The organism is Nonomuraea sp. NPDC049480 (assembly GCF_044465905.1).
Classification (GTDB): domain Bacteria; phylum Actinomycetota; class Actinomycetes; order Streptosporangiales; family Streptosporangiaceae; genus Nonomuraea.
In genome coordinates, this window is sequence record NZ_JBITMD010000018.1 from 97,601 (window position 1) to 123,802 (window position 26,202).

Below are 26,202 nucleotides of genomic sequence, written 5' to 3' on the forward strand. Positions count from 1 at the left end.
GGCCTGGCCATCACCACCCTCACTCACGGCCGGGCCGGCCCAGCCGGTGCGCGGCCAGGAGCGACGTCCATGCCAGGGCGAGCGCGATCGCGACGGCGAAGGCGATGTTGGCCGCACGCGCTCCCTGAAGCGCGAAGATCGAGATCCAGGTTGCCAGGAAGAACGCGCCGGTCACCGTGCTGAAGGCCGCCCAGCCGCGACGGCCGGCCGCGGCGAACCGCCGGGCGAAGATGAAGCACGCGGCGACCAGCGAGAGGAAGGCGACCCCCGCGACGAGGAAGTGCACGCCTCCCTGCCAGCTGATGCTCGTGGGCGGGCCGGTCGGCGTTCCCGGCGGGAAGCCGTCGGCGGGGTCGGCGGAGAACACGGCCGCGGCGACCATCCCGGCTCCGAAGACGCCTACCAGCCGCGGTCCCCAAGCGCCGCCCCGGCCCGCCGCCGGGCTCAGCACCCGGCGCAGCCCGATCGCGCACGCCACGAACAGCAGTTCGGACCCGATCGACTGCTCGCAAGACGATGTCCGGGCGGTGTTCTCGCGCTGTTCGCGGCGCTCGCGCTTGGCGCGCGTGTAACTCTGCGGCGGGCCTCGTCTCATTTGCCGTCGCCTCGCAGTCCGGGACGGCGCCCCAACCTAACAGTGCTTATATAAACGCTGTAATAATCCACGTATGGCGGACTCCCATGCGCTCGACCCCACCCAGCAGAGCCTCTGGCGCCCTCTGCGACTTCTCCAGGCATCAATGGATGCGGACATCGCCCAGATCTACTCCGATGGACAGATCGACGGGCTCAAGCCGAGCTTCGTGATGGAGTTGCTCCGGCTTCACGCCTGCGGGCCGATGACCATCACCGAACTGGCCGAGTCGGTCAACCGGACGCATTCGGCACTCAGCCAGAAAGTGGCCGCCATGCGCGCGGCCGGCTGGGTCCAGACTGTCGCGGGCGAAGACGCGCGCAGCAAAAAGGTGACGCTCACCGGCAAAGCCCGCGACATCGTCGATCGCCTGGCGGCGGAGTGGCGCGCCACCGAGGCCGCCATCGCCGACCTGGAGAGCGAGATCCCCTATCCGCTCTCGCGGGTCGTCGCCGATATCGAGCAGGCCCTCGCACGCAAGAGCTTCCACGACCGGATCGCCGAGAAGCTGGCACAGGACCCCGGATGGGGCTGAGTCGCACCCTGCTTTCGAGACGCGGGCCTTGGCCGGAGGTTGGGTGGCGCCCGTCTGCTCGCAGGCGACCTGAACGACATCCGCCTGGAGACGGACATCCACTACTTCGGCGCTCTCTCGGTGGTCCGCGCCTTCGCGCCTCAGGTCGCGGCCGACGGCGGCGGGGGTGATCCTCGTCATCCTGTCCGGCCTGTCGTGGGCCGGCTTCCCCGGCGATCGGTGCACACCGGGGATCGGTGTCCCCTGCGCCGCCAGGTCCGCGCAGTGGCCGCTCATCATCGCCCTGTGCGTGCAGCTCGCCGGCCAGGGCGTCCGGGTGGCCGGACTGCACAACGGAAGCGCAACCCTCGGGTTGCGCTTTGTGGGACTGATGTGCAACTCTGAGGTTGCACACAAAAGGCGGTAGTGAAGGAGTCTCCTCATGAGCGAGGATCGGATCGAACGCGAAATCCTGATAGCGGCACCCCTGGAGCGGGTCTGGTCGCTGGTGACCGAACCCGGGTTCTGGGTGGCCGACGAGGGGAGTCTGGCCGGCACCGTGGCCAAGGAAGGCGAGTCGATCGTGGCGAAGAATACCGAGTACGGCGATTTCCCGGTGCGCGTGGAGAAGGTCGAGCCGCCGACGTACGTGGCGTACCGCTGGGCCAGCGCGTTCGCCGGGCAAGAGCTGCGCGAGGACAACAGCACCCTCGTGGAGATCACGTTGACCACGGAGGACGGCCAGACGCGGCTCCGCGTCGTCGAGAGCGGGTTCGCCGCGCTGGCCGGGTCCGAGGACCTGCGCCGCCAGGCGCTGAAGGACAACACCAGCGGCTGGCCTCAGGTGCTCGACGCGTTCAAGAAGCGCGCCGAGCAGCCGTCCGTGTGACGGACGAACGTCGCGACGCCGCCGGGGCGGTCGACAGCGTCCTCGTCGCGCTGGCCGACCCGACGCGACGTCAGCTGCTCGATCTCCTCGCCGCGCAGGGCGAGGCCACCGCGACGACGCTCGCCGAACGACTTCCCGTCTCGCGGCAGGCGGTGGTCAAGCACCTCACCGTCCTCGACGCCGCCGGGCTGGTTACCGGCAGCCGGGTCGGCCGCGAGGTGCGGTACGCGGTGCGGCCCGCGGCGCTGGACGCGACCGCGCAGTGGATGGCCGCGCTCGCGGCCGACTGGGATCGGCGATTGGCGGCCATCAAGCGCATCGCCGAGGCGGCGGAGCAGGATCCGCACTAGCGGGCTCCAGCCGCACTTTCTCATTCCCCTGGCCAGGTGCCTGTTCGCGCCTGGCCAGGGTGCCCGTTGTGAACGTCAGGGGCTGACGACTCGTCAGGGCGGTGCGGCCGGGCTGCGTGCTGATCGTTGACGACAGCGGGTTCTTGAAGATCCTTGACGAAGGGAACCCTACGCATGTCCACCGGCACCATCGCGCCCCCACCCATCAGCGGCCGGCAGTGGTTGACCCTGTTCGTTCTGATCGGTTCGGGATTCATGCTGTCCGTCGACTTCTCGATCCTGAACGTGGCGCTGCCGGAGGTCGGCGCGGGCGTCGGGCTGGGAGTGACCGGGTTGCCCTGGATCACCTCCGCCTACGCGCTGCCCGCCGCCGGCTTCACCCTGCTGTTCGGCCGGATGGCGGACCTGTTCGGCCGCCGCCGGCTGTTCCTGTCCGGCATGGTCCTGCTGACCGGGGCCTCGTTGCTCGGCGGCCTCGCCGCCAACCCCGAGATGCTGCTGACCGCCCGAGCGCTGCAGGGCCTGGCCACCGCGATGGCCCTGCCCGCGGGATTGTCCCTGCTCACCACCACCTTCACAGAAGGTTCCCTGCGTGAGCGCGTCCTGGGGCTCAACGGCGCGCTGCTCTCCGGCGGCTTCACCGTCGGCGCCCTGGTCGGCGGCACCCTGGTCAGCCTGCTCAGCTGGCGCGCCGCGTTCTTCATCAACGTTCCGGTCGCCGTCGTCATTCTGGTGCTCACCCCCTACCTGATCAGCGAGAGCAGAGTCCCCGACCGGGGGAGACTCGACCTGCCCGGAGCGGTGACCGTGACCGGCGGCCTGCTGGCCGTGATCTACGGGGTCATCGAGAGGAACCTCCCCTCAGCCGTCGTCGGTGTGCTGCTGCTGGCCGCGTTCTGGAGGATCGAGCTGCGCTCTCCAGCGCCGCTCGCCCCGGTACGCATCCTCGGGCGGCCCACGGTGAAGTGGGGCAACTACGCCGGGTTCGTGATCTTCATCATGGAGCCCGCCATGATCTTCCTGACGACGCTCTACCTGCAGAAGATCCTGGGCCTCTCCCCGCTGGTCACCGGCCTGATCTTCGGTGTCCCCGGCCTGGCGGCCGTGGCCGCCGGAGTGATCGCCGGACGCGTCATCGGACGCTTCGGCAACCGCGCGGTCCTGACCGTGGGCCTGGCCGTCCAAGGCCTGGCGACCCTCCCGCTGGTCTTCCTCGGTGCCGACCGGGCGGCGCTCATGGTCCTGATCCCGGCGTTGTTCGTCGGGTTCTTCGGGCACGTCACCTGCATCGTGGCGTACACCGTGACGGGGACCTCGGGGCTGGCCGACGAGGAGCAGGGCCTGGCCACGGGGCTGACCTCGATGACCCAGCAGGTGGCCATCACCGTCGGCATCCCGATCCTGAGCGCGCTCGCCGCGACGCAGAGCGTGGAGTTGGCCGGTATCCATCTCGCGCTGAGCGTGGACGTGGCGGTGACGCTCGCCAGCGTGGTCCTCATCTGGTTCGGGCTGCGTCCACGCGGCGAGCGCCGCACGGCAGCGGCAGGCGTACCGGTGCCCGAGGAGGCGGGCCGCACGGGCCACCGCTGACCCGGCGGCCCGCGTGGCTCAGGAGGGCCGGCCGCGTGCCGGCGCGGTGCGGATGGCCCGCGTCACCGCGTCCGCGGCCGCTTCTCCCGATCGCACCGCGCCGTCGATGTAGCCGTACCAGCGCGGCGAGGTCTCCGCGCCCGCCCAGTGGATCCGGCCGACGGGCGCACGCAACGCGGAACCGAGCTGGGTCCACGCACCCGGCGGGAACACCGCCGCGTAGGCGCCGCGGGCGAACGTCTCCTCGTTCCAGTTTCGCTCGACCAAGCTCACCGGCGTGGCGGCCTGCGGGCCGAACAGGCGGCCGAGCGCGTCGAGAACGGTCGCCCGGCGTTCCGCGGGGGAGCGCGTGGCGAGGTCTCGGGCGGGGGTGCCGGTGACGAAGGCGATCAGTACGCCGCGTCGCCCGGACCGCGGGCTGCTGTCGACGGTCATCGCGACCGGGCCGCGCAGGCTGAGGGCGGTGCCGCTCAGGCCGGCCTGCCGCCAGAACGGTTCAGGGTAGCCGGCGACGTACTTGATCACACTGCCCATCGGGAGTCGCTGCAGCAGGTTGTCGCGCGCGGCCGGCAGCGGCGGGCGGAAGGTGATCCGGGCCGCGAGCGGGGGAGGGACCGCGACCACCGCGTGGCCGGCCCGCCACGCGGTCCCGTCGTCGGCGGTGACCACGACACCGGAATCGTCCTGCTCGATCCGCTGGACCGGCGCGTTCAGCCGGATCGCGGTGCCCAGCCGCCCGGCGAGCCTGGCGGCCAGGCCGTATGCCCCGCCGTCCAGCCGGTCCTGCTGCGCGCCTCCTTCGACGTCGGTCACCGCCGCCAGACTGCCCGCGGCTTTCACGTAGAACAGCGCGTGCAACAGCGACAACTCGCTCGGTTCGCAGGCCCAGATCGCCCGGCAGGCAAGGACCAGGAACCGGCGCCCGCCCCGGGTCTTGAGCGTGCGGTCGATCCAGGATTGCAGAGTTCGCCCGTCGAGCGCCGCCGCGTCCGGGCCACGCCACGGAGCCTCGGCATCGACGGTACGGGCGAGCCGGTCGAGGCGGGACTGGGCGCGGGCCACGTCCAGCAGCGTCAGCGGACCGAGTTTCGGCACCATGCCGCGGAACCGGCGCGACCGTCCGGCCTCGGTCTCGAGGACGTTCGCGCCCGCGGTGTGCGTCGGGAAGGTGGCCACGCCGAGCTCAGCGGCCAGCGCGTACATCCGGTCCTGGCCCGGTCCTATGAACTGCCCGCCGAGGTCGACGGTCTCGCCGTCGACCTCGATTCCGGCCGTACGGCCACCGACCTGGTCACGGGCCTCGGCGAGAAGGACTTCGACCCCGCGGCGGCGGAGACGGTCCGCGCACACGAGCCCGGCCATACCTGCGCCGACCACGATGACGTCAACGTCGGGACGGTGGTGGGACATGAAACCTCCTGTGGGTGTTGGTCGTGTTCGCGACATGCGCGAACACGACAGCGCACCCACCTGCCACCACGGCGCTGACTTCGTCGATTCACTTGTGCGCACAGATCATTTCCGGCGCTACGCCGCGGTGTCAAACCGCCGCGCCTTCGCACCCGTCCGGTTCCGGTCACGCCCGGGGCGGAGTCGTCGCGAGCGTGACCGGAACGCTGCCGGCCCTACTCGGCCAGGACCTGGCGCAGCGTGACGGCGAAGGCGTCCGGGTCGCCCTTCATGCCGAACCCGTCACCGAGGAAGCCGCCGTGGTGGCTGGGAAAGGTCACCGGCTTGGTGCCGAGGCGCTCGGCGACCGCCAGGCCGCAGCGGTGGGCCATTTCCCCCTCCGATTCGGCTCCGACGCCGACGACGATGCGGGTCGGCGCCGCGCGTAGTGCCTCGAAGTCGTGCTCGTAGTGCGTACACGTCATGAGGTTCTGCCCGAACATCACGTCGTCGCGGGAACCGTCGTCCTCCGTCGGCAGCCCGAAAGAGGCCGGGCTCTGAACGGGCTGATCGGCGAAATCGGGCGGAATGTTGCCCCGCAGGCTGGTGACCGCGATGAACTTCACCATCGCCGGTCCGAAACCTTCCCGGTCGTACGTCTTGCGGATGTCCACCACCGCGGCCAGTGCCTGCTCGCGGTCCGGCAGCGCCTGGGCGGCCGGGGGCTCGTGCGCCACGAGCGTACGCACCTGCTCCGGATGCCGGGCCACCAGCGCGAGCCCGTTGACGGCGCCGCCGCTGCTGGCGAAGACGTCCACCGGCCCGCCGCCGAGCGCGTCGATCAGCCGGTGCAGGTCGTCGGCGTGCAGGTCGGGCGTCGCCTCGCGGGGGGCGTCGGTCCGCCTGCTGCGCCCGGTCCAGCGCGGGTCGTAGGTCACCACCGTACGGTCCTGGAAGTGGCCGACGAGGCTGGTGAACCCGCTGGCGTCCATCGGCGATCCGATCATGAGCAGGATCGGACCGGTGCTCGCCTCCACCTCTCGCACGTCATAGGTCAGGACGCCGCCGGGCACTTCGAGGGTGTGGGTCTTGGGCTGGGTCATGGGGTCGCTCCTTCTCGATGCTCATCATGGAGACCAGCGCGAGCGGCGAAACTCATCGGCCGGCACCCTACGCGCCGGAGCGCGGTTCAACCTGAAGCGGTTGAGGCGTCGCGACAGCCTCCAGGCGTGTCACGGCATCGACGATCTCGGGAAACGTGCCGATGAACGCGTCGACCTGGTGGGAGCCGAAGTCGGCGCGTCGTCTGAGGCCGCTTTGCAGGCAGGCGATGAAGCGCAGACCGGCGCCGTTGGCGGCCTGGGCGTCGCCGGGGGAGTCGCCCACGTACAGGCACTGGCGGGGCTCCAGGCCGGTGGCGGCCAGAAGCTCGTCGAAGGCGCGGCCGTCGGGCTTGCGGAAGCGCATGTTTCCCGCGTGGTAGACGGCGGCGACCCGACCGGCGAGCGCATGGTCCGGTGCCAGAAGGTGCTCCACCTCGGCTTCGGTGCGTGAGGTCAGCAGCATGACGCTGCGACCCGCGGCGGCGAGCTCGTCGAGTGCATGGAGGTTCTCTCGCGCGACGACGTCCAGCAGGCCGGCCGCCACGTACTCCCGGAGCACGATCTGATGGACGGCGGCGAACGCCTCGAGGTCGAGACCGGGGGAGCGCCGCGGCATCGCATCGAGCAAGGGCTGCCCCCACGTGGACAGGTGGACGGCCCGGGACATCGGCCCGCGGCCGAGGCGCGCCAGGACGTCGTTCTCGAGCCCGAAACACGCGGCCTCGGTGAGGCAGAGCGTGTCGTCCACATCTATCACCACGGCGCGGATCACAGAGCAGACGATAACGTCTGCGTGATGCCGGCTCCATGGCCGCCCGCCACGTGGGGGGTCACGGCCTCCGCGGCACCGGCGAGGGCGGGCGTTCCCCCACGCTGGACGGCGGGCTGGGGGCCGTCGTCCAGGCGCCGGAGTTCATCGGTTTCTGAAGCGCTACGTCCCCTCGAAGGCGGCCTCCAGATAGTCGACGTTGGGGCCGCCGTTGGCGGTGGTGGCGGTGGCCCGGACAGTGTTGGTCCCGGCGGTGAGCGGGACGGTGAAGGTGTCGGTGGCCCAGGTGGACCAGGCGCCGGTGCCGGGATAGTCGCGGGTCAGGGTGGTGGCGCCGTTGACCGTGACGGTCATCGGGCGGTTCGCGGTGGTGCCGTTGGCGTAGCGCAGGGTGAGCGTCGCGGTGCCGGGCGCGGCGGCGTTCACGGTGAACTCCACGTACGAGCCGGTCACGTTGACGTAGTTCACGAAGCCGGTGCCGGAGAAGCCGGCGTGGTTGGATTCGGCGGCGCCCTGGGAGATCGTCGCGTCCTCGGCCTCGTAGCGCTGGGCGGCGAGGGGCCTGGCGCGGATGAGGCGGGTCTCGCCGGGGCGCAGCGTGGCGCTGTAGGAGGAGGCCGCGGTGCCCTCCGACGCGCCGGACCACAGGTTCGTGATCGTGGCGGGCCCGGTGAAGCCCACCTGAGACCAGGTGACGCTCACCGTGGAGTTGCCCGATGTGCCGGTGTTGTACAGGGCGACGATGTAGTCGCCGTTCGACTCGCGCTTGCGCCACACCTGGTTCACGCCGCTGTTGACGACGCGCTGCGCGGCGACGCCGTCCTGGTTGACCGCGATGAGCCGGTCGTTGCGCAGCATGGCCAGGTCGACCGAGGTGAGCGCGGTCAGGTCGGTGCCGAGCAGCAGCGGGCTGGCGGCCATCGCCCAGTGCGTGAAGTGCGAGCGGCGCTGGTCGGCGGTGAGCCCGACCTGGTCGCCGTTGCCGATCTGCAGCGAGTCGTAGTCGTTCCAGCCGCCGGGCCCCGCGTACGGCTGCCAGGACGCCGCCGAGTTGAACCGGCTCGACACGTGCGCCCAGTCGGTCAGCGGGTAGCCGCTGCCGTTCGGTCCTGACCCGCAGTAGCACTCGACGTCGCCCTGGGTACGCCAGCTGTTCGCGAGCCGCTTCCAGGTGGTGGCCTGGGCGATGGGCAGGTTGTTGGAGAGGGCGAAGTTGATGGGCCGGCCGGTCTGGCGCAGCGCCCGGTCCCACGCCTCCACGTCGGCGATCGTGGTGGCGTCCACGCCGTCGATCTTGAGGTAGTCCACGCCCCAGGAGGCCATCTGGTTCGCCCAGGAGTTGATGAACGCCTGGGCGCCGGGGTGGGAGTGCTTGAGCCGGTACATGTTCTTGCAGTTGTAGTTCTTGTGCGTCTGCGTCGTGTCCGCGATGTCCTGTGCCCGGTACGAGGTGCCCTCGACCGGCGTGTTGGCGGTGACGGCGTTCTTGGCGATGCCGGGGGTGACGTAGAAGCCGAACTTCAACCCTTTGTCGTGCACGTAGTCCGCCAGCGCCTTGATCCCGGACGGGAACTTGGCGGTGTCGACGGCCCATCGGCCGTAGGAGTCGACGACGAAGCCGTTGGCGTCGCACTTCTGGAAGAAGTCGTCGAGATTGACGTAGATGTAGCCCTTGGCGGCCAGGCCGCTGCTGACCAGCGCGTCCGCCTGGGCCTTCATCTTGGCCTCGGTGGGCCAGCGGCGGATGAAGCTCCAGCTGCTCCAGCCCATGGCGGGCCTGATCGACAGCCCGTTGTCGGAGACGGCGGCGGCCGGTCCCGCGGGCAGGACCAGGCCCGTGGCGACCAGCAGCAGGGCCGCGAGGGTCGCTCTCATGAGAGGCCTCCTGTCGTGACGTCGACGCAGTCGAGGTTGGGGTTGCCGCCCGCGGTCGTGGCGGTCATCCGCAGGGTGTTGGTCCCGGCGGTGAGCGGGACGGTGAAGGTGTCGGTGGCCCAGGTGGACCAGGCGCCGGTGCCGGGATAGTCGCGGGTCAGGGTGGTGGCGCCGTTCACCGTGATCGTCATCGGGCGGTTCGCGGTGGTGCCGTTGGCGTAGCGCAGCGCGATCGTCGCGTTTCCCGCCGCGGGCGAGGGGATCGTCCACTCCACGTACGACCCCGCCGCGTTGTCGCCGTTGACGAAGCCGGATCCGGAGTAGCCGGCGTGGTTGGACTCGACGGCGCCCTGGCCGATCGTGGCGTCCTCGGCTTCGTGGCGGGTGCCGGCGGTGCCCGCGTACCGGCCGCCGATCCACGCCTCGTCCACGCGCAACCTGGCGATGCCGTGGCTGCTCGTCTTCTCCAGCCGCACGTGCCTGGCCGTGGTGGCGGGCACGTCGATGATCTGGACGCCGCGGTGGTTGGGCAGGTTCCCGGTCTTGATCGGGCTGCCCCAGTCGGTGCCGTCGGCGCTGACGTAGACGCGGTAGCCGTTGACGCGGGCCGAGTTCGACGCCGGGTATGTGGTGGAGTCCTCGCGCTGGTTGATGCCGAGGTAGCGGATCGGCTTGGCCGAGCCGAGGTCGAAGCGGAGCGACACGGTGCCCGCCGACGTGGCGTCCCAGTAGGTCAGGTAGTCGCCGTCACCGGCGTGCGCGGCCGGATGGCCGCTCGCGGAGGCCGAGGCGGACAGGGTGACGCCGGCGTGGATGCCTTCCCGGCCGCTGGAGACGACCTTGAACACGGTGTCGTACGGGTCCCACGACGCGATCCCGCTCAGCGTCAGGGTGCCGCCCGCCTGGGTGAAGGCCACCGCCGCCCCGGTACGCAGGTTCGTCACCGAGCTGATCCGGTAGCCGTTGTCGCGCAGCGACAGCGTGCCGCCCGACGGGCGGGTCAGGACGTGGACGTAGTGCAGGTTCGGGTCGGTCTTGCTGATCGTGGTGACGCCGTGCGCGCCGTTGTTCCAGAAGCCCGGGTCGAGGCCGCCGTACATGTAGCCGCCGCCCTCGGTGCCGTGCAGCGACTCCCGGATCGCGCCGAGGTAGCCCTCGGCGAAATCGTTGAACGCCTCCTGCGCGGGCGGCATCCGCCCGGCCTTCATCGGGGTCTCGGCCATCAGCGCCTTGACCGACGAGCCCGCGTTGGTGATCAGCCGGCCGAGCGTCAGCTTGTGGTCGACGGCCTGGTCGGAGCCGCCGTACCACCAGGGGCCGCTGGTGGGGAGCTTGAAGTCGGCCTCGATGAGCCGGGGCGCCGCCGTGTAGACCGCCTGCGGATAGTCGTAGGCCGGCGTCATCCCCGTTTTCTGCTCATTGCTGATCATGTCCATTTCGGGGGTGTCTTCGTTGTTGTTGCTGAGCGTCATGTCGGGGCGCTGCTGGTGGATCTTCTCGTAGAGGTCGTTGCGCTCCCAGTAGGCGTTGTCGTTGTCGATCCAGAACCCGGCCAGCTTCGGGTAGCGCTGCATCTGCTCGAAGAACTGCAGGTAGCTGAACTCGCCGAACCCGTCACGGGTGTGCAGGTCGACGTCGTGCCCGACGTGGTCGGAGAAGGCCTCCGAGTCCAGCCACGACTGGCCGGAGCCGAGCCCCTCGTTCCACCACTGCGGGTCGTCGGTCATGTAGTGGATGACCTTCAGCCCCTGCGCGTCGGCGGCCTCGATCAGCTCGCCGAGCAGGTCCCTGCTGGTACGGCAGGACCCGGGGATGGCCGAGGGATACGGCCGCGCGTAGCCGAGCCGGCTGTGGAAGGTGGCCAGCACGATGTACTGGACGTGGAGCTTTCTGGCCTCGCCCACCCAGTAGTCCGGATCCCAGCCGCCGCTGGTGACGGCGTTCTCCCAGGCGGAGCAGCTGGTGTGCGCGGGCGAGGTGCGCATGCCCCAGTGCAGGAACAGCCCTCCGACGGAGGCCCGCAGGAAGGCCTGGCGCGGATGCTGCAGGTCGGCCCTGGCCGGGGTGGCGGTGAGCAGGCCGAGGACGAGGGTGAGTGCGGCGAGCAGGGCGGTACGGGGCGCACGGGACATGTGCGGCCTCCTCTAAGAGGTCCCGTCGGAGGGAATGAACGCCGGGTCGTTCGAGATGGCCACCCGGTCCAGGCGGGCGCCGTCCTCGCGGTAGGCGAAGGTGAGGGTGTGGTCGCCCGCGCTGAGGGCGTAGGTGACGGGAAGCCGCGCCCAGTGCCAGCTCGTGCCGAGCGGGATGCCGTTCCAGTTGCTCCACGTGCCGCCGTCGGAGCGGACCCAGAAGGAGTCGTCGCCGTCGGTGGCGGCGATCACCCTGGCCCACACCGTGAACGTGCCGGCGCGGGGGACGGCGAAGGACAGGGTGGCGTGGCCGGTGGCGGGCGCGGCCGTCTTGCTGTTGGAGCCGGGGGCGACGCTGACGTAGGAGCCGCCGGAGGCGGCCGGGTCCTGAAGGGTCTGCATCGGCGCGGTCACCGTGCCCGACTCGGCTTCGCCGTACAGGCTGACGGGGTCGCCGGGGATCGGCGTGGAGTCGGTCGCGCGCACGCGCAACGTGCCGCCGGATGTGTTCGCGCCGCTCACCGCGTAGCCGGTGATGCCGCTGACACCGACGTCGTACGCGCTGCCGGAGCCCCGCTGGGCGGTGACGTCGAGGCGGACGTCCGAGCCGTCGTCCACGATGAACGCGGGCCGGTTGTCATTGTCCTCGAAGCGCACGGCCGAGCCGTTGCCGACGGCCAGGCCCCGGACGTGGCGGGCCCAGAGGCCGAAGGACGGGCGGGTGCCGTAGTCGCGCGGCGGATACGTGGTGAGGAACTCGCCCGGCACCCGGTTGGCGTCGGAGGCGGGATGGCCGCCGGGGACGGTCAGCCGGACGTTGTCGAGTGTGATGTCCGGGCCGATGTCGACCGCGGGCGTGCCGGTGATGGTGCTGGTCAGCTCCGGCCCGCCGGTGGTGCCCGACGGTTCGGGCGCGGTCAGGTCGACGCCGGTGACGTTGGTGAGGTGGATGTCCCTGATCCGGCCCGCGGGCGGCGAGCCGGGGCAGCGGCGGCGCTCGCCGATCTTCATGAAGATCGGGGTCGTCGTCTTGGTCAGCGAGATGTCGGTGTAGTGGACGTCCTCGATGATCGCGCCGTCCATGGAGACGATGCCGATCCCGGCCTTGCCGCCGCCCAGCACGGTGATGTCGTCGAAACGGATGTCGCGGAAGTTCCCGCAGGTCTCGGAGCCGAACTGCAGGGCGTTGTTCTCGTGGGAGTACACCGTGGTGTCCCGGACGCGGATGTTCTGGCTCGTGTACGTGTGGCCGAGCGCGTAGTCGCTCTTCAGCGCGATGGCGTCGTCGCCGGACTCGATGCGGCTGTTCTGGAGGGTGACGTTCCAGCTGTTGATCAGGTTGATCCCGTCGCGGACGCCCTCGTCGGCGTAGTACGTCCTGAGGTTGTCGATCAGGACGTCGTGGCAGCCGTTGAGCAGGGCCATGAAGTGGCCGCCGCGGCGGATCGAGATGCCGGTGATGCTGACGTTCGCGCATTCGGTGAGGGCGATGGCCTTGTTGCCCGCGCCGGAGGGCGGCGAGTTGCTGGTCGACAGGTTGCCGTCGCCGTCGATGGTGCCGGAGCCGGTGAAGTGCACGTTGGTGACGCCGCGGCCGACGAACAGCGAGTTGTTGAAGTGGCTGTGGCCGAAGTCCTGGTAGTCGTCGTACGGGTTCGACTCGGGGGCGTCCATGCCGCTGCTGGCCGCCCGTACCGTGGCGCCGGCGTCGAGGCGGATCGTGACGTTGCTCTTCAGGTGGATGGTGCGGGAACGGTAGGTGCCCGCGGGGAAGACGACGATGCCGCCGTTCGCCGCGCTGGCGGCGTTGATGGCCCGGTCGATCGCGTCGTCGTCGTTGGTGGAGCCGTTGCCGGTGGCGCCGTGGTCGCGGACGTTGAACTCGGCGGCGGCGCTCGCGGGCTGGGGAGTCAGGCCGAGCAGGGCGAGGGCGCACACCAGCAGGGCCCGGCGGAGGGAGGTCATGGCCGGATCTCCACGTAGTCGAGGTTGGGCAGGCCGCCCGCCGTGGTGGCGGTCAGCCGGATGGTGTTGGCGCCGGCGACGGTGGAGACGGCCACCGTGCTCGACGCCCAGGTGCTCCACGCGCCCGTGCCGGGAGCGTCGACGGCGGACGCGACGACCGTGCCGTTGACCGTGACCGAGTAGGGACGGTTCGTGGCGGTGCCGTTGGCGTAGCGGACCGTGAGCGTCTTGGTGCCGGCCGTCTCCGCGGTCACCGCGAACCCGACGGAGGCGCCTGCCACGTTGGCGGAGTTGACGAACCCCGTGCCCGAGTAGCCTGCGTGGTTGGACTCGACCGCGCCCTGCGAGATCGTCGCGTTCTCCGCCTCGTGGCGGGCGCCGGGGGAGGGCTGGGTGGAGATGTCCCGGCCGTTGTGGAACACGTTGATCAGCTGGAGGTCGTCGACGTAGTCGGCGGTGTTGCCGGAGTTGCTCATCCCGGTGAAGGTGCTGTTGGAGATCGTCACGTTCTGGATGTGCCTGGCGCTCCGGCCGTCGATGTTGTATGCCGAGCGCCCGCCGTCGATGGTCATGCCGTCGACGGTGAAGTTCCTGACGGTCGGGGGGATGTTTCCGGATGTTTCGTAGTTCATCGTGATGTAGAGGGCGTCGCGTTCGAGGTCGCGGCCCGTGATGCGGCGCAGGTGGACGTCCTCGACGAAGCCGCCCCGGTTGAAGCTGGTCTTGACGTAGAGCGCGTACTTGACCGGATAGCGGCCCGGGAAGTCGGCCGCGTTGCAGACGCAGTCCTCGGCGAACACCTTCCTGACGCCGCCCGACATCTCCGATCCGACCGTGATGCCGCCCCAGCGGCCGGAGAATTTGCAGTCGCGCACCACGATGTTCTGGGACGGCTTGTTCACCCTCCTGCCGTCGCGGTCGCGGCCGGACTTGACGGGGATGCAGTCGTCGTTGGTGTTGAACCTGCAGCCGGTGATGAGCACGTCGGTGCAGGAGTCGGGGTTGCAGCCGTCGCCCTGGGAGTTGGTGCTGTAGAAGGTGACGTTCCTGACCGTGACGTTCGTGCAGTAGACCGGATGCAGGGTCCACATGGCCGGGTTGCGCAGGTCGAGGCCCTCGACCAGGACGTTCGCGCAGTCGTACAAGCCGATCATGTTGGGCCGCAGGCGGTGCCCGGCCCCGAACCGGCGCTGCTCGACCGGGTGGTCGTTCGCGCCCCACTCGCGCAGCTGGTCCCGGTCGTCACCCCCGCCGCCCCAGGACGACCATTCGCCCGCCGGCGCGTTGCCGTCGATGACGCCCGTGCCGGTGATCGCGATGTTGGTCCTGCCGTTGGCGTAGATGAAGGGCGAGTAGTTGTAGCACTCGATGCCCTCCCACCGGGTGAACACGATCGGCAGGTACGCGCCCGGGTCGGTGCGGAACCGGATGGTGCCGGTCACGTGCAGGTTCACGTTCGACAGCAGGTGGATCGCGCCGGTGCGGAACGTGCCGGGCGGCACCAGGACCCGGCCGCCGCCCGCGGCGTTGCAGGCGGCGATCGCGTCGCGGAAGGCGGCGGTGCAGTCGGTGCTGTTGTTCCCGACGGCGCCGTAGTCGACGATGTCGAACGTCCGGTCGGGGAACGTGGGCGGGACGATCCTGGCCAGGATCGACGGCACCTCGTCCCACGGCGAGGCGGCGGCCGTACTGGACGCGGGCCGGATGCCGCCGCCGGCCTCCGCCGCGGCGACGGCGGCGGCCCGGCCCGCGACCAGCGTTTCTCCGAGCGGACCCGCCACGAACGCGACTCCCGTGACGAGCGCGGCGGACCGCAGGAACTCCCTGCGCGTTCCCCCGCTCTCCGGTGGCGCCCCGGGCTCGGCCGATAACGGGCCGGGGTCCTCGTGCGGCCGCTCGTTCATTGCGCCACCTCGATGTAGTCCAGGTTGGGATTGCCGCCCGCGGTGTTGGCGGTGATCCGCACCGTGTTGGAGCCCGAGCCGAGGGTGACCGGCACGGTGGCCGTCGCCCACGTGGTCCAGGCGCCGGTGCCGTTGAAGGCTTGGTCGGCGGCGACCGTCGCGCCGTTGACGGTGATCGTCGCCGGGCGGGCGGTGGTGGTGCCGTTCGCGTACCGGATCCTGAGGGTGGCCGCTCCGGCGCTGCCGCTGACGGTCCACTCCACGTACGACCCCGCCACGTTGTCACCGTTGACGAAGCCGGTGCCGGAGTAGCCGGCGTGGTTGGACTCGACCACGCCCTGCGAGATCGTGGCGTTCTCCGCCTCGTAGCGAGTGGCGCCCCCGCCGTTCCCCGGGACGGCCTTGTAGGACTTGAGGTTCGTCAGCAGCAGGTGGCAGTTCTGCAGCGAGCCGGACGTGTCGCCCAGAGACCGGTAGATGCCCCACTTGGGCCGCACCCGGTCGCCGAGGAAGGTGTCCACGCCCGTCCTCGTCGCGTCGACGACCGTGGTGGCGCCGTTCCTGACCACCCACCTGACCGCGCCGGACGAGCCGTCGCCGATCTTGATCTCGTAGTCGATGTCGATCCACTTGTTGTGCAGCGGCTCCAGATCCGTCCGCCCGACCAGGATGTTCGGCTCGAAGATCTTGTGCTCGATGGTCTGCCGGCCGTCCACCCGGCGCAGCGAGGTGACCGTGATCGGCGCCGTTCCCGAGCCCGGCATCTTGGTCTGGAAGATGTGGGTGAACGTCGTGGTGGCCTTGAGCGTGCTCGGGATGTACATCGAGTACGTCACCCGCCACAGCTCTCCCTGCAACCACCGCAGGTAGCCGGAGGAGGTCCGGTTGCCGGTGACCTCGTGGCGCTGCCGGTCCGTGCTGGTGTCGCGGTCGACCGTGTGCATGTTGAAGCGGAAGTTGTTCCCCTCGGGGAAGATGTGCGGCGCGCCCGCCGGGTGGGAGTCGGCGCGGTCGTCCTCAAGGGTCTCCCAGGCTCGCATCCCGTCGGCGCTCGCCGACGGCGACCACAACAGCTGCCAGGTCATCCCGGTCGGCAGCAGCGTGGGAGCGGCGAAGGCCGGGCGGGCAGGCAGGAGGGGGGCCAAGGCGGCCCCGCCTACGAGGAGTCCGAGCCGGCGCCGCGACAGCTCCATGGGTTCCCTCATGTCGTGACCTCCAAGTAGTCGAGGTTGGGGCCGCCGCCGGCGGTGGCCGCGGTGGCTCTGACCGTGTTGGGCCCGGCGGTGAGCGGGGCCGAGACGCTGGTGGACTGCCAGGTCGCCCAGGAGCCGGTTCCAGGGAAGGCCTTGGCCGTGACCACCACGGCGCCGTTGACGGCGATGTCCATCGGACGGCTCGCCGTCGTGCCGTTGGCGTAGCGGAAGGTGAGCGTCGCCGTCCCCGCCGAGGTGGCGTTCACCGCGAATTCCACGGACGAACCCGCCACGTTGTCGTAGTTGACGAAGCCCGTGCCGGAGAAGCCGGCGTGGTTGGACTCGACCACGCCCCGCGAGATCGTGGCGTTCTCCGCCTCGTAGCGCGTGCCCAGGGGCGGCGTGCCGTACAGGACGCCGTTGATCCGGACGTTGCGCAGCACCACGTTGTCGGCGTTGGACAGCTGCGGAGCGGGCGTGTCGATCTGGGTGAAGGTGCTGTCGGCGATCGTCACGTTCCTGAGGTGGCCGGCCGGCGAGCCGGACAGCTTGATCGCGAACGGCGAGTCGGCGATGTTCAGTCCGTCCACGGTGACGTTCTGGATGACCGGGTTGACGATCGGGCCGTGGCCGGGGCCGGTGAGGCTGTAGTTCATGTCGACGTAGAAGGCGCCCCGGTCGCACGGGCCACCGGTCAGGTTCCTGACGTGGACGCCGTCGACCGTGCCGCCGCGCCGGTTGTTGGTCTTCAGGTAGAGGGCGTAGAAGGAGCGGTAGCTCGAGCCTGCGAGGATGCGGTTGTTCTCGGCGAAGACGTTGCGGACGCCGCCGGACATCTCGCTGCCCACCGTGATCGCGCCCCAGCGGCCGTGGTACGTGTTGCCGCGGATGACGATGTCGGTGGACGGCACGCCCACGCGGCGGCCGTCGGTGTCGCGGCCGGACTTGATGACCGTGCCGTCGTCGCCGGTGTCGAACGTGCAGCCCTCGATGAGCACGTCGGACGAGCACTCGGGGTCGACGCCGTCCACCATGGCGCCCCTGCTGTAGATCTTGACCCGCCTGATGGTGATATTTCGGGATAAGACGGGGTGGATGGTCCACATCGCGGGGTTCCTGATGTCCAGGTCCTCGACGAGGATGTTCCGGCAGCCGTAGAACTGGATCATGTTCGGCTTGAGGTAGTGGCCGTCGCCGAACCGGCGCTGCTCGACCGGCACGCCGTCCACGGCCATCTCCTGCAACCGCTCCCAGTCGGGGCCGCGCTGGTCGTCGAAGCCGAACCAGGGCCCGGCGGCCGCGTTCCCGTCGATCGTGCCGGTGCCGGTGAGCGCCAGGTTCGTCTGGTTCCGGGCGTAGATGAAGGGTGAGTAGTTGTAGCACTCGATCCCCTGCCAGCGGGTGAACACGGCCGGCAGGTAGGAGGCCGCGTCGGAGCGGAACCTGATCGTGGCCCCGGCCTCGACATGCAGCCGCACGCCGGACAGGAGGTGGATCTGGCCGGTCCGGTACCTGCCGCCGCCGGGCACGAGCACGGTGCCGCCACCCGCCGCGTTGCAGGCGGCGATCGCGGCGCGGAAAGCAGGTGTGCAGTCGGTCGTGTTGTCCGGTCTGGCGCCGTGGTCGGTGATCGGGAAGGTGTGGTCGGGGAAGGTCGGCGGCACGATCCTGGCCAGGATCGCGGGCACCTGGTCCCAGGGCGAGTCGAAGGTGCGGGCCGGGGCGGGCGCCGGTGGCAGCACGACGCCCGCCGGTATGGGGGCGAGCAGGGCGCCGGTGATGACGGCCCTTCGGGAGGGTTGCATGGGGGTGCTCCAGGGGAGGGCTGGACCGGCGGCCGTCACGCAGGAACGGCCGCCGGCGATCAGGGAACGATCACTGGATGTTCGAACGCCGGATCGTGTCCGCGGAGCCGCTGCCGTTGTTGTCGGAGTTGGTGGAGCCGAACCAGATGGCGTTGGCGCCGGGCACCTTCTCGACCGCGCGGAGCCGGCCGTACGTGCCGTTGAAGTAGGAGTTGACCGTCGAGACGTTCTCGCCGTTCAGCACGATGCGCCACAGCCGCTGGCCGCGCAGCGCCGCCATGAAGACGGTGTTGCCGACGATGGCGATGCCGCTCGGCGAGGCCTCGGCGACGCTCCAGGTGTGCTTGGGGTTGGTCATGCCGGAGGTGTTGCAGTTGCCCTCGCACGTCGGCCAGCCGTAGTTGCGGCCCGGCAGGATGAGGTTGAGCTCGTCACGCGAGGAGTTGCCCAGCTCCGACGACCACAGCCGGCCGGCCGAGTCCCAGGCCAGGCCCTGCGGGTTGCGGTGGCCGTAGCTGTAGACGCGGGTGCTGAACGGGTTGCCGGGCGCGGCCGCGCCGGTCTTGGTGATACGCAGGATCTTGCCGTTGAGCGAGTCCAGGTCGGGCGCGTTGCTCGACTGCTGGGCGTCGCCGGTGGCGACGTACAGGTAGCCGTCGGGGCCGAACCTGATGCGCCCGCCGTTGTGGTAGCGGTTCTTGTCGATGCCCTGCAGGACGCTGGCGTAGCCGCTGAGCGCGGTGCCGTTGAAGTTCATCTTGGCGACGCGGTTGCCCTCGGAGGAGGTGTGCATGAAGAACACCTCCTGGTCGCTCGTGCCGTTCCAGGTGGGCGAGAAGTCCAGGCCCATCAGGCCGCCCTCGCCGTTGGTGGTCTGGGAGTTGGGCACGGTCCCGACCTGCGTCTTGGTGCCGGACGGGGTCACCTTGAAGACCCGGAACGTGTCCCGCTCGGTCACCAGCGCGTACGTCCCGTCGGGCGCCCAGGAGATGTCCCACGGCACGTCCCAGCCGCCGGCGACGCTCGTGGGAGTCTGCGGCACGCTGCCGCAGGCCGCCGTGGTGAACTGGGCGGACGGCGAGCTCGGGGCCGAGAGCTGGTTGGCCGTGTCACGGGCCACGACGTGCACCCGGTAGGTGCGGGCGCACTCCAGCGGCACGCTGGCCGTGGTGGCGGGCGGGGTGCCGGTGACGGTGGCGAGCACGGCGTTGTTGGCGTGGTCACGGACCAGGTAGGCGCGCACGCCGTTGTCGTCGGTGGAGGCTCCCCAGGTCACCGTGGCGGAGGTGGCCTGCACGCCGCTGACCGTGGGCTGTCCGGGTGCCGAGGGCGGGTCGTCGGCGGGCGCGGGCAGGGTGCGGCAGTTCGCCTCGGGGCTGCTCAGCGAGACGTTGCCGGAGGCGTCGCGGGCGAACACCGACAGCTGGTAGGCGAAGTCGGGGGTGAGTCCGGTCAGCCGGTACGGCGGGGCGGTCGCGGTCGCGATCTGCTGGCCCTGGTGGTAGATGTCGTACGCGGCCACGCCGATGTTGTCGGTGGACGGCGGCCACGTCAGGGTCAGGGCGTTGTGCGCGATGTCCGAGCAGGTGGGCTGCCCTGGCGAGGTGGGTTTCTCGGTGTCGCCGGGGCCGCTGACCCGCAGCCGGTCGAGGTTCGGGCCGCCGCCCGCGGTGGTGGCCGTGGCCGTCACCGTGTTGCCGCCCGCGACCAGCGGCGCGTTGACGGTGACCTCCTGCCACGTCGTCCAGGCGCCGGTGCTGGGGAAGGGCACGGTGGTGACGGCCGTCCCGTTGACCGTGATGCTCGTCGGCCGGTCGGTGGTGGTGCCGTTGGCGTACCGGAAGGTCAGGCCCTGCGTGCCCGCGGTGGCGGCGCTGACGGCGAACTCGACGGAGGAGCCCACCACGTTGTCGAAGTTGACGAAGCCGGAGCCGGTGAAGCCGGCGTGGTTGGACTCCACGACGCCCTGCGAGATCGTCGCGGACTCCGCCTGGTAGTCGGTGAAACTCGAAGACTGGGCCTCGGCGTCGAGGTAGTCCCAGTTGGGGTTGCCGCCGGAGCCCGCGGCGGTGGCCCTGACCGTGTTGGATCCCGCGGTGAGCTGCGCGGTCAGCGTGACCGTGGCCCAGGTGCTCCAGGCTCCGGTGACGGGGAAGGAACGGGCCGCGGCGACCGTGACGCCGTTGACCGAGATGTCGCTGGGCCGGTCGCCGGTGGTGCCGTTGGCGTAGCGTAAGGCCAGCGTGGCGGCGCCGGCACTGGGCGCGTTGATCGTCCATTCGGTGTAGGCGCCGGCGACGTTGTCCCCGTTGACGAAGCCGGTGCCGGAATAACCGGCGTGGTTGGAGTCCACGACGCCCTGGGAGATCGTCGCGTTCTCGGCTTCGTACCGGGTGGGCGCCGCGTCGGCGGGGGCGGCCACCGTGCCCATGACGAGCAGGCAGGCGATGGCGCAGGCCCGGGACTTGCTGAAGTTCATCGGGCGCTCCTGGCTGAGAGTGATGCTGCGTGTAAGAGATTGGAGCTTTCCATCGTGTTCCCACAAACCGCTACAGACGTCAACAGCTGGAGCGTTCCATTATTTAGTAAGCTTTCCTAATTTAATCGGCAAGTAGATCGGACTGCGCAATGTGGTAGCCCGAGGTGGAGCGACGTTGCGGGGCGAAGGGCGCATTCGACGACCGGAGCCGTTGGTCCGTACCAGGGCTTGGCCGGGCCGGCGGGACGGTGTCACCGTTCCTCGGGCCGGAAGTGAGACATGGGATGTCTTCTGGCACTGCGTCGTCCGCCGCAAGGCGGTTTGGCGGCTCATCGCACAGTTCTTGACGGCGTCCCTGACTCCGGCCCGCTCGATATTGAGGTGCGGCGAGCCTGCGGTTCGGGTGAAGATGGCCGCGCCTGGCTGGGGGAGCCGGGCACCCCAGAGGAGGAGTGTGCCATGAGCGCCATCGGATCCGCGGGCACAGAGGTCCGGGTGACCACGGGAAGGCTGCGCGGACGGACAGAGGATGGTGTGACCGTCTTCCGCGGCGTGCCGTTCGCGCGCCCGCCGGTGGGCGCCCTGCGGCTGGCCGCACCGGTGCCGGCCGAGCCGTGGGACGGGGTGCGCGAGGCCGGCGCGTTCGGCCCGCCGCCACCGCAGTCCAGGTTGCTGGGTGCGTCCGGCACGGACGGCGCGGACGGCGACTGGTTGACCGTCAATGTCTGGTCCCCCGACCTGGGCGCCGCCCGGCTGCCGGTGATGGTGTGGATCCATGGCGGGGGTTACATGTACGGATGGTCCGGCGACCCGGTCTTCGACGGCCGCGTGCTCGCCCGGGACGGCGTCATCGTGGTCACCTTCAACCACCGGGTCTCCGCCGAGGGCTTCGGGCACTTCGAGGGGGCACCGGCCAACCGCGGGTTGCTGGACCAGGTGGCCGCCCTGCGCTGGGTGCGCGACAACATCGCGGCCTTCGGCGGAGATCCGGACCGGGTCACCGTCTTCGGGGAGTCTTCCGGAGCAGGGAGCATCGCGGCGCTGATGGTGATGCCCCAAGCCGCCGGTCTGTTCCGCAGGGCGATCGCGCAGAGCGTGCCAGGCCTGTTCTTCTCCGCTGAGCTGGCCGCCGACATCGCCGCCGCCGTAGCCGGTGAGCTGGGCCTGCCCCCACTCGCGGGCGAACTCGCCCGCCTGTCGCCGGAGCGGCTGATCGACGCCGGGGACGCGGTGGCGGACAAGATGGGCGGCTGCCCGCAGTGGGGCCGGGCCGCGTACGTCCAGTCGCCGTTCGCGCCGGTCGTGGACGGCGAGGTGCTGCCCGCGGTGCCGTGGCGGTCACCGGCGGACGGAGCCGCGCGCGATGTGGAGCTGATCGCGGGGCACACCCGCGACGAGTATCGGCTGTTCATGGCCATCAGGGGCGACACCGGCCAGATCACCGCCGAGCGGGCGGCCACCGCGCTGCGGGAGCTCGCCCCGGACCCGGAGGCCTACCGGGCCGCCTACTCGGGGGCCGGCGACGAGCGGCTGTACGAGCTGGTGCACTCCGACTGGTTGTTCCGGATGCCTTCCGTCCGGCTGGCCGAGGCTCACCAAAGGCGCGGCCGGGCCCACCTGTTCGAGCTGACCTGGCCGGCCCCCGGCATGGGCGGCGATGCGCTCGGCGCCTGTCACGGGCTCGGCCTGCCGCTGACGTTCGGCAACCTGACCGCTGGAGCGGGAGGACTGCTGCTCGGACAGGAGCCGCCACCGGCCGCGGCCGAGCTGTCGGCCCGGGTCCGCGCGGCATGGATCGCCTTCGCCACGACCGGGGATCCGGGCTGGCCGGCGTACGAGCCGCAAAACAGGCATACCTGGGTCATCGACACCGAGCCGGGCATAACGGCATATCCGGAGGAGACCTCCCGTGAGTTGTGGGCCGGGCACGCCTTCGGCCCCCTCACGTTACAGGTGCGGCCGTAGCCTGGCCAAGGCACCCGATCCGGCCGCCAGCTGCTGGCTGGGCGTGCCCCAGTCGTGGGTGGTGATCTGATACGCGATCACCGTCGGCCTGAAGGAGGCGAGGTCCTCCTTCAGCGTCTCTGATCAGCTAAGCGGTCCTGCGTCCGGTTGTGGTTCCGGCCTGGGGATGTGTTCCCACCGTGGCGGGGTGGCGTGGGCGTGCAGGTGGAAGCCCGCGCCCAGTGCCGCCCCTCTCGGCCGATGTCGGCGTCGGGTGGCGGGGGTGCTTGAGCTGATCGTGTGCACGGTGGTGGTGCGCACGCCTTCGACGGCAACCGGCGGCCCGCACCGTCCAGACCATCGGCCAGCACGGCCACGTCGCCCGGGTTCCAACGCTCGGCGAGCAGGCCGGCGGCCATCCCGGCGGCCAGGCCCGCGCCCCAGCCCACCCGCTCGGCCACCACACGGGCCGACAGCACCTCGCCGGTCTTCTCCTCCACCCCACCACGCAACAGCACACGGGCGGTCGCGGTCCGCGCGATCTGGCGGTCGGCCAGCGCCGGCTTCCGGCTCACCGGCCACCGCCGCCGAGCCGGCCGTACAGGAGTGTGTGCAGCTCCAAGCGGTGCACGACACACCGCTGCAAGGCCACACCGACGACCAAGCCGGCCGCGGGGCCGGCCGCGCACCAAGCCATCACTCCGGCACGACGGCGGGCAGTGGATCCTTGGGCGAACGGGGAGTCAGGAGAGGGGTTCGTCGATTGCATGATCCGTAGGCAATCAGACGAGTCCGGTGGTCAACCGCATTGTCATCGTTTCATCACACACTGAGGGATCAGCCGTCACAGAGCTTCGCTGACCCTCGCCTCCGGCGCGGTACGGCCCGCCGTCGGCGCATGCGGACCGGCCAGGCCGAGCTCAGCGAACTTGTTGTCAGGCGTTGAGTCAGACCTTGACGGGAGGCGCTCATCTACATCATCACTGTCAGTCGTCGACGGTGGAGACCAGCCCACCGCCACCGCCCTGGAACGCCGGAGGCCGGCTGACCCTGCCGCCCGCCGTCTCGTCCCACACGATGAACTCTCCAGTCTGCGGGCCGGGCCCGTCGTACAGGGTCGTCTCGAAGATCAGGCGCGGCCGCTCCGGACTCAGCATGATCGGCCGTGTGGTCAGCCGGACCGGCACATCCTCTTCTGGGGGCGGGCGAGGCCGACCCGAACTCCGCGGACTTGGGCGGGGGCCGGCTCGGCGGCTTCTCCGTGCGCGAAGCTCTCGGCCAGCTCCTCCAGCCAGGTCCGCGCGGCGGCTATGGCGTCGGTCGGGGGTTCTGGGGCGGCCATCAGGAGCGCCCCTCTTCGTCGGCCTGGCCCCGTAGGCGTCGGTGGCCGGGGCGGTGGGCGGCACGTCCAAAGGTGCTTCGTCCCCAGTGATAGCCGCACGATGTGCAATGCCGGGCGAGTCGTTCCGGCCTGGCCACGTCCACGAGCCCGGGGTTCCACGGCAGGGCGATCGGGCCGCGCGCCGGACGCCATTGAAGGGTCGCGCCGATCCATCCGCACATCGGGCAGACGGTCTCAAGGCCGCTGTACGGCGGGCGGAGACGCCTTCCCGATGGCGTCCGATGTTAAGAATCATTGACATGGTGTCTGCTGTGCTTTACGTTAGGGCGTGTTAAACATTCTTTACACGGTGGCGGGATGTCACGCGACACCCGAGACGCCCACCCCAGTCGAGAAGGGACACCCCATGAGAGCAGTGACCTACTACAAGTACGGCGCCCCTGACGTTCTGCGCATCGAAGAGGTCCAAACCCCTGACCCCGGCGACAAGGACGTGCTGGTGAGAATTCACGCCGTCCTGGTGACCGCGACGGACGCCACCTTCCGCGCAGGTACCCCGTTCGTGGCGCGCATGTTCACCGGTCCCATCAAGCCGAAAGCCAAGACACTGGGCGGCGAGTTCGCCGGTGAGGTCGTGGCGGTCGGCAAGGACGTGACCCGCTTCACCGTGGGCGATCAGGTCTTCGCGGACACCGGTCCGGCATTAGGCGCCCACGCCGAGTATGTATGCGTGCCCGAGGATGGAGCACTGGCCGTCATGCCGGCCGGCCTGGACTACGCTCAGGTCGTCGCCGTCCTTGACGGCGTACTGACTGCCCTGCCGTTCCTCCGGGACAACGCACATCTGCACGAGGGGCAGGAGATCCTCATCAACGGCGCCGCCGGCGGCGTGGGCAGGGCGGCGGTGCAAATCGCCAAGCACTTCGGGGCGCGGGTCACCGGAGTGTGCAGCACCGCCAAGCTGGAGCTGGTGAAATCGCTGGGCGCCGACGAAGTCATCGACTACACCAAAGAGGACTTCACCCGCGCCGGCCGCACCTATGACGTGGTCTTCGACGCCGCCGGCAAGAGCTCGTTCTCGCGGAGCAGGCGCGTGCTGAACAGCGGCGGCGTCTACCTGTCGACAGCCCCCTCCCCTGGAATCCTCCTGCAGTCGTTGTGGACGCGGAAGTTCGGCGACAAGCGGGCGATCATCGCCTTCACCGGCCTGCGTCCCACGACCGACAAGGCCGAAGACCTGCGCTTCCTCACTCAAATCACCGAAGCCGGGCAGATGAGGCCGGCCATCGACGGGCGCTACCCGCTGGCAGAGGCCGCCGAGGCGCACCGGCGTGTCGATTCCGGTCGCAAGCAGGGTTCCGTCCTGATCACCATGGAGCACAACGGCAACTGACCAAGAGTTCGCAGTCGGCCTGGTGCTGGTCGTGCTCCAGGTGCTCGTTCATCTCCCGCTCATACTCGGCGTCCATGGCGTTCTTGTACGCGAGTTCGGCGCAGTAGCAGGCGTCACAGGTGGTGCAGACTCCGCAGCCGCCGCACAACGCGCCCAGGTGATGGCCACACGCCGGGTTGACGTCGTGCAGCTCGTTGCCGTCCCAGGAGGAGACCCAAGGACGCCCGTTCCGGGTAAAGCCCGCGACGAACACGTCGGGCTCGGCGTCGGCCTGACGCTCGTGGTCGAGGGCGCGGGCGGCGGCGTTGTACGCCTCGCCGGTCCGCGCCTGGCGCTCGCGAATCTCCTTCTTGCGGGCGCTGTTCTTGGTCATGGTCTGCCCTCTCGGCGAGGGTGCCCACGCCCAGCCCGCCAGGAGTCGTCGCGATCAACAGCGGAGCGGAGTCCCGTCAGCGCGATCCGGGGGACCTTGTCCTCGTTGCCTCCGCCGCGTGGGGACGGGAGGCTCGGAAGCGGGCCAGCGCGTCGGCCACTGAGAGGAAAGCGTCTCTGATCGGCTTGGCGATCCTGAGGAATCCCCAGAACAGTGCACGGCGAAATGCCGGGCATGCACCGATCGTCTTCATGCCCCGGTGCCGGTGGACGAAGCCCCCGGCCCGCGTGGCACGTCCCTCCGGACGCTATCGGTCCAGCGTGCACGGCTATAGGACCGAGGAGGGTGCCCCGCGTCGCTTGGGCACGAGGCGTGCTGATACCAGAACGATACCCTACGATCATCAAGAGTCACTAATGAAAAAGGGAGCCTACGCCGCGGCGCTCGCCGAGCACGACCCCGGCCGCCGGCACCACTGACCCGGCCACCACCCCGAAGGTGGGATGCCCGGGACACCGCCCGACCCCTGGTTGGGCTGGGGCCTTGAGGTGGGCGCAGA

21 protein-coding genes are annotated in these 26,202 nt (G+C 70.1%); 6 read left to right on the top strand and 15 right to left on the bottom strand.

Going from position 1 to position 26,202, the window contains the following annotated elements; genetic code table 11:
* Window positions 1-19 precede the first annotated feature (19 nt).
* The gene (locus ACIBX3_RS39790; RefSeq protein ID WP_397125732.1) at window positions 20-595 is read right to left on the bottom strand and encodes a DUF998 domain-containing protein; all 576 of its coding nucleotides are present in this window, start codon (window positions 593-595) and stop codon (window positions 20-22) included.
* A gap of 73 nt (window positions 596-668) precedes the next feature.
* On the opposite strand from ACIBX3_RS39790, the gene ACIBX3_RS39795 reads away from it, so the two are divergent.
* The 4 genes from ACIBX3_RS39795 to ACIBX3_RS39810 all read left to right on the top strand — a co-directional run bounded on the left by ACIBX3_RS39795 (window position 669) and on the right by ACIBX3_RS39810 (window position 3,977).
* Complete coding sequence (locus ACIBX3_RS39795) at window positions 669-1,169, top strand: MarR family winged helix-turn-helix transcriptional regulator (protein ID WP_397125733.1); 501 nt, start codon at window positions 669-671, stop codon at window positions 1,167-1,169.
* A 421-nt stretch (window positions 1,170-1,590) separates the two neighbouring features.
* Complete coding sequence (locus ACIBX3_RS39800; protein ID WP_397125734.1) at window positions 1,591-2,037, top strand: SRPBCC domain-containing protein; 447 nt, start codon at window positions 1,591-1,593, stop codon at window positions 2,035-2,037.
* Window positions 2,034-2,387: an ArsR/SmtB family transcription factor gene (locus tag ACIBX3_RS39805; RefSeq protein ID WP_397125736.1), complete on the top strand. Its 354-nt coding sequence runs from the start codon at window positions 2,034-2,036 to the stop codon at window positions 2,385-2,387. The genes ACIBX3_RS39800 and ACIBX3_RS39805 overlap by 4 nt, the downstream gene beginning before the upstream one ends.
* Window positions 2,388-2,561: 174 nt before the next feature.
* A complete protein-coding gene (locus tag ACIBX3_RS39810) occupies window positions 2,562-3,977 on the top strand; it encodes an MFS transporter (RefSeq protein ID WP_397125737.1) in 1,416 nt (471 codons plus the stop codon).
* A gap of 18 nt (window positions 3,978-3,995) precedes the next feature.
* Here ACIBX3_RS39810 and ACIBX3_RS39815 read toward each other — a convergent pair whose 3' ends face one another.
* The 10 genes from ACIBX3_RS39815 to ACIBX3_RS39860 all read right to left on the bottom strand — a co-directional run bounded on the left by ACIBX3_RS39815 (window position 3,996) and on the right by ACIBX3_RS39860 (window position 20,591).
* Window positions 3,996-5,387 carry a flavin monoamine oxidase family protein gene (locus ACIBX3_RS39815; protein WP_397125738.1) on the bottom strand — a complete coding sequence of 464 codons (1,392 nt, stop codon included), beginning with the start codon at window positions 5,385-5,387 and terminating at the stop codon, window positions 3,996-3,998.
* A gap of 215 nt (window positions 5,388-5,602) precedes the next feature.
* Complete coding sequence (locus tag ACIBX3_RS39820) at window positions 5,603-6,469, bottom strand: alpha/beta fold hydrolase (protein ID WP_397125739.1); 867 nt, start codon at window positions 6,467-6,469, stop codon at window positions 5,603-5,605.
* Window positions 6,470-6,536: 67 nt separating this feature from the next.
* The gene (locus ACIBX3_RS39825) at window positions 6,537-7,241 is read right to left on the bottom strand and encodes an HAD family hydrolase (RefSeq protein ID WP_397125740.1); all 705 of its coding nucleotides are present in this window, start codon (window positions 7,239-7,241) and stop codon (window positions 6,537-6,539) included.
* Window positions 7,242-7,400: 159 nt separating this feature from the next.
* On the bottom strand, window positions 7,401-9,113 hold the full coding sequence (locus ACIBX3_RS39830) for a carbohydrate-binding protein (protein WP_397125741.1): 1,713 nt from the start codon (window positions 9,111-9,113) through the stop codon (window positions 7,401-7,403).
* Window positions 9,110-11,245, bottom strand: coding sequence for a discoidin domain-containing protein (locus tag ACIBX3_RS39835; protein WP_397125742.1), 2,136 nt, complete (start codon window positions 11,243-11,245; stop codon window positions 9,110-9,112). The genes ACIBX3_RS39830 and ACIBX3_RS39835 overlap by 4 nt, the downstream gene beginning before the upstream one ends.
* Window positions 11,246-11,257: 12 nt before the next feature.
* Complete coding sequence (locus ACIBX3_RS39840; RefSeq protein ID WP_397125743.1) at window positions 11,258-13,210, bottom strand: glycosyl hydrolase family 28 protein; 1,953 nt, start codon at window positions 13,208-13,210, stop codon at window positions 11,258-11,260.
* Window positions 13,207-15,114 carry a glycosyl hydrolase family 28 protein gene (locus ACIBX3_RS39845; protein WP_397125744.1) on the bottom strand — a complete coding sequence of 636 codons (1,908 nt, stop codon included), beginning with the start codon at window positions 15,112-15,114 and terminating at the stop codon, window positions 13,207-13,209. The genes ACIBX3_RS39840 and ACIBX3_RS39845 overlap by 4 nt, the downstream gene beginning before the upstream one ends.
* On the bottom strand, window positions 15,111-16,319 hold the full coding sequence (locus ACIBX3_RS39850; protein WP_397125745.1) for a carbohydrate-binding protein: 1,209 nt from the start codon (window positions 16,317-16,319) through the stop codon (window positions 15,111-15,113). The genes ACIBX3_RS39845 and ACIBX3_RS39850 overlap by 4 nt, the downstream gene beginning before the upstream one ends.
* A complete protein-coding gene (locus ACIBX3_RS39855) occupies window positions 16,316-18,112 on the bottom strand; it encodes a glycosyl hydrolase family 28 protein (protein WP_397125746.1) in 1,797 nt (598 codons plus the stop codon). Before ACIBX3_RS39855 ends, ACIBX3_RS39850 begins: the two co-directional genes overlap by 4 nt.
* Window positions 18,113-18,182: 70 nt before the next feature.
* The gene (locus ACIBX3_RS39860; RefSeq protein ID WP_397125747.1) at window positions 18,183-20,591 is read right to left on the bottom strand and encodes a PQQ-dependent sugar dehydrogenase; all 2,409 of its coding nucleotides are present in this window, start codon (window positions 20,589-20,591) and stop codon (window positions 18,183-18,185) included.
* Between the two features lie 459 nt (window positions 20,592-21,050).
* Between ACIBX3_RS39860 and ACIBX3_RS39865 the strand changes: the two genes are divergently transcribed.
* Entirely contained in the window at window positions 21,051-22,556 is a 1,506-nt protein-coding gene (locus ACIBX3_RS39865) for a carboxylesterase/lipase family protein (protein ID WP_397125748.1), read from the top strand.
* 110 nt (window positions 22,557-22,666) lie between these two features.
* Here the strand turns inward: ACIBX3_RS39865 and ACIBX3_RS39870 are convergent, their stop codons facing one another.
* The 3 genes from ACIBX3_RS39870 to ACIBX3_RS39880 all read right to left on the bottom strand — a co-directional run bounded on the left by ACIBX3_RS39870 (window position 22,667) and on the right by ACIBX3_RS39880 (window position 23,877).
* Window positions 22,667-23,110 carry a hypothetical protein gene (locus ACIBX3_RS39870; protein ID WP_397125749.1) on the bottom strand — a complete coding sequence of 148 codons (444 nt, stop codon included), beginning with the start codon at window positions 23,108-23,110 and terminating at the stop codon, window positions 22,667-22,669.
* Between the two features lie 411 nt (window positions 23,111-23,521).
* Window positions 23,522-23,692, bottom strand: coding sequence for a hypothetical protein (locus ACIBX3_RS39875; protein ID WP_397125750.1), 171 nt, complete (start codon window positions 23,690-23,692; stop codon window positions 23,522-23,524).
* Window positions 23,693-23,706: 14 nt separating this feature from the next.
* The gene (locus ACIBX3_RS39880; protein ID WP_397125751.1) at window positions 23,707-23,877 is read right to left on the bottom strand and encodes a hypothetical protein; all 171 of its coding nucleotides are present in this window, start codon (window positions 23,875-23,877) and stop codon (window positions 23,707-23,709) included.
* Between the two features lie 406 nt (window positions 23,878-24,283).
* Here ACIBX3_RS39880 and ACIBX3_RS39885 point away from each other — a divergent pair, with 406 nt between their 5' ends.
* Window positions 24,284-25,270 carry an NAD(P)-dependent alcohol dehydrogenase gene (locus ACIBX3_RS39885; RefSeq protein WP_397125752.1) on the top strand — a complete coding sequence of 329 codons (987 nt, stop codon included), beginning with the start codon at window positions 24,284-24,286 and terminating at the stop codon, window positions 25,268-25,270.
* Here ACIBX3_RS39885 and ACIBX3_RS39890 read toward each other — a convergent pair.
* Complete coding sequence (locus ACIBX3_RS39890; protein ID WP_397125753.1) at window positions 25,245-25,643, bottom strand: hypothetical protein; 399 nt, start codon at window positions 25,641-25,643, stop codon at window positions 25,245-25,247. The two genes, ACIBX3_RS39885 and ACIBX3_RS39890, sit on opposite strands and share 26 nt — an antisense overlap.
* Window positions 25,644-26,202: the final 559 nt, after the last annotated feature.